General features: G+C 74.8%; 3 protein-coding genes. All 3 read right to left on the reverse strand.

Features of this window, described 5'->3' with window-relative positions:
- The coding region (locus tag G3I42_RS28920; RefSeq protein WP_343244696.1) for a biotin/lipoyl-containing protein at positions 1-501 on the reverse strand (501 nt) is incomplete at its 3' end.
- On the reverse strand, positions 501-1,535 hold the full coding sequence (locus G3I42_RS28925) for an alpha-ketoacid dehydrogenase subunit beta (protein ID WP_164290709.1): 1,035 nt from the start codon (positions 1,533-1,535) through the stop codon (positions 501-503). The genes G3I42_RS28920 and G3I42_RS28925, both read right to left, overlap by 1 nt.
- On the reverse strand, positions 1,532-2,776 hold the full coding sequence (gene pdhA, locus G3I42_RS28930) for a pyruvate dehydrogenase (acetyl-transferring) E1 component subunit alpha (protein WP_164290710.1): 1,245 nt from the start codon (positions 2,774-2,776) through the stop codon (positions 1,532-1,534). The genes G3I42_RS28925 and pdhA overlap by 4 nt, the downstream gene beginning before the upstream one ends.
- Between the last annotated feature and the right edge of the window lie 630 nt (positions 2,777-3,406).

The raw sequence follows: 3,406 nt of genomic DNA on the forward strand, positions 1-3,406 counted from the left end.
GGGCGCGGCGGCCCCGGGCGCCGTCGCGGTGGGCGGCTCGGCCTCGCGGACCCGTACCGACGGGGCGGGCGTCGTGCTCGTACGGACCCTGCGACGCCGCACCGCGGTCGCCGTGCCGGTGCCGTAGCCGACGAGTACGTTCCCGGAGCCGCCCTCGGCGGAGGACCCGGCCTCAGGCGCTTCGGAGGACGCGGAACCGCCGGGGGCGGCGCCCGCCCCCGTACCGGCGGCGGCACCGGAGGCCATACCGCCGTCCTCCTCCACCGCGATGCTCACGAGCGGCGCGCCGACCGGCAGGGACTGGCCCTCATCGCCGTGGCGGGCGGTGACGACACCGCCGTGCGGGCACGGCACCTCGACCATCGCCTTGGCGGTCTCGACCTCCACGACCGGCTGGTCGATCGCGACGGTGTCGCCGACCTCCACGAGCCACGTGACGATCTGTGCTTCCGTCAGCCCCTCACCGAGATCCGGCAGGGCGAACTCCAGGACCTGCGGCATCAGCGTTCAGCCTCCCACTGCAAGCGCGCGACGGCGTCGAGAATGCGGTCCACACCAGGAAGATGGTGCCGCTCCAGCATGGGGGGCGGGAAGGGGATGTCGAAACCCGTGACGCGCAGTACGGGCGCCTCCAGGTGGTGGAAGCAGCGCTCGGTGACGCGCGCGGCGATCTCGCCGCCGGGCCCCGCGAAGCCCTGCGCCTCGTGGACGACGACGGCGCGGCCCGTGCGGCGCACGGAGGCGGCGACGGTCTCGTCGTCGAAGGGCACGAGCGAGCGCAGGTCGACGACCTCCAGGTCCCAGCCCTCGGCGACGGCCGCCTCGGCGGCCTCCAGGCAGACGGGCAGCGAGGGGCCGTAGGTGAGGAGCGTCGCGCTGCGGCCCGGGCGGCGCACGACGGCGCGTCCGAGGGGCTCGACGGGCTCGGGGCTCTCGGGCGACCAGTCGGCCTTCGACCAGTAGAGGCGCTTCGGCTCCATGACGACGACGGGGTCGTCCGACGCGATCGCGGCGCGCAGCAGGCCGTAGGCGTCGGCGACGGTCGCGGGCGTGACGACGTGCAGCCCCGGAGTCGCCATGTAGTAGATCTCGGAGGAGTCGCTGTGGTGCTCGACGCCGCCGATGCCGCCGCCGTACGGGATGCGGATCGTCAGCGGGAGCGGGAGACGGCCGCCGGTGCGGTTGCGCATCTTCGCGACGTGGCTGACGACCTGCTCGAAGGCCGGATAGGCGAAAGCGTCGAACTGCATCTCGACGACGGGCCGCAGCCCGTACATGGCCATGCCGACCGCCGCGCCGAGGATGCCGGCCTCGGCGAGGGGCGTGTCGAGGCAGCGCTGGTCGCCGAACTCGGCCGCCAGGCCGTCGGTGATGCGGAAGACGCCGCCGAGCGTGCCGACGTCCTCGCCGAGCACGTGCACCGCGGGGTCCTCGGTCATCGCGTCGCGCAGCGCGCGGTTGAGCGCGGCGGCCATCGTGGTGGGCTTGGGCGCCACCGTCGTGGGCGTGCTGGTGACCGTCGTGGCCGTCGTCATCGGCCGCTCTCCCGTCCTTCGTCGTGCGCGGTGGCCGTGCGTCCCGCGTCCTGGGCCTCCGCCTCCGCCTCGCGTTCCGCGCGCAGTTGTTCGGCCTGCTCGGCGAGGTGGGGCGTCGGCGTGGCGTAGACGTGGGCGAACAGCTCCTCGGGACGCAGGTCCGCGTCCGCGTTGAGGCGCGCGCGGAGCCCGGCGGCGAACTCCTCGGCGCGCTCGCGCTCCGCGTCGATCGCGTCCTCGTCGAGGATGCCGAGCGCGAGCAGTTCGCGCTCCAGGAGCCGCACGGGATCGTGCGCGCGCCAGGCCTCGACCTCCTCGGGCTCCCGGTAGCGGGTCGCGTCGTCGGCGTTGGTGTGCGCGTCGAGGCGGTACGTGACGGCCTCGACGAGAGTCGGCCCGCCTCCCGTACGGGCCCGCTGGACGGCCTCGCCGAGCACCTCGTGAAGGGCGAGGACATCGTTGCCGTCGACGAGCCGCCCCGGCATTCCGTAGCCCACGGCCTTGTGGGCGAGGGACGGCGCGGCGGTCTGCTTGTCGAGGGGCACGGAGATCGCGTAGCCGTTGTTCTGCACGAGGAAGACGACGGGCGCCTGCCAGACGGCGGCGAAGTTGAGCGCCTCGTGGAAGTCGCCCTCGCTCGTGCCGCCGTCGCCGCACATCGCGAGCGCCACGACGTCGTCGCCGCGCAGCCGGGCGGCGTGCGCCAGACCGACCGCGTGCGGCAGGTGCGTGGCGAGCGGCGTGGACAGGGGCGCGACGCGGGTCGCGTGCGGGTCGTAGCCGGTGTGCCTGTCGCCGCGCAGGAGCGTCAGGGTCTCCAGCGGGTCGACGCCGCGCGCGACGACCGCGAGGGTGTCGCGGTAGCTCGGGAAGAGCCAGTCCTGGTCCTGGAGCACGAGCGCCGCAGCGATCTCGGCGGCCTCCTGCCCGGTGGTCGAGGGGTAGACGGCGAGCCGCCCCTGCCGGGTCAGGGCCGTGGCCTGCGCGTTGTAGCGCCGGCCGCGCACCAGCTCGGCGTACAGCCGGCGCAGCAGGGCGGGGTCGGCCGCGGCGGCCGGGGACTTCTTCGGCGCCGTCCTGGCGCGCCGGGCGCCGGGTTTGGCGGGCGCGGCGGCCACGCCGAGGAGCCGGTAGGGCTCGGCGTCGGGGAGCAGGGGGGCCGGGTCGGTGCGAGGCCGCCAGTGCGGGGGCGGGGCGGGTTGGGGCGCGTCTCTCTGCCCCTGATGCTCGACGACCGTCATGTCCGGCACCTCCTTGTGAGAACACCACTCGTGAGAAAGCAGGGCGGAGCGGGCCGCCCTGTGACCCGCTTCACCTCCTGATGGTGCGAGGATCAGCGCATTTTGGCCACAGGCGACCCGGGCCTGTGGACAATCTGCGCCATACGGCGTCTGATGTGGACCAGGCGTCCATGACGGGCCGTTCGCCACCGGCCCCGCCTGAACGAATGGCCGCGCCACCCCCACCCGCCCCGCGGCACACCGGGGGCACCGATCGACAGCGGAGTGCGGGAGGGTAGGAACAGGTAAGCGAGAACCACGTACGGGCCACGCGGTCCGGAGCGCCGGGCGCAGGACCCGCGCCACGGCCTCGACGGCACGGCTCGCGCCCGGCGGTACGGGTCGTCGGGCACGGCGATACGCGTCGTCGGGCACGGCGGTACGAGTACGGCGCCGACGCGTACCCGGGCGCCACGGCCACGAGCCGGCCCGGCGGCGTACGCGGCGGTACGTGGGCACGGCAGCGACGACAGCCGCGGGACCGACAGCGGCAGGACCGACAGGGCACGGGGCGGACATGACACGACGGGAACGAACCGACGACAGCAGGCCCGGCGAGCAGAGCCGTGCGGCCGGGCACGCCCGCCCGCG

Source organism: Streptomyces sp. SID11385, from assembly GCF_010548245.1.
Classification (GTDB): domain Bacteria; phylum Actinomycetota; class Actinomycetes; order Streptomycetales; family Streptomycetaceae; genus Streptomyces.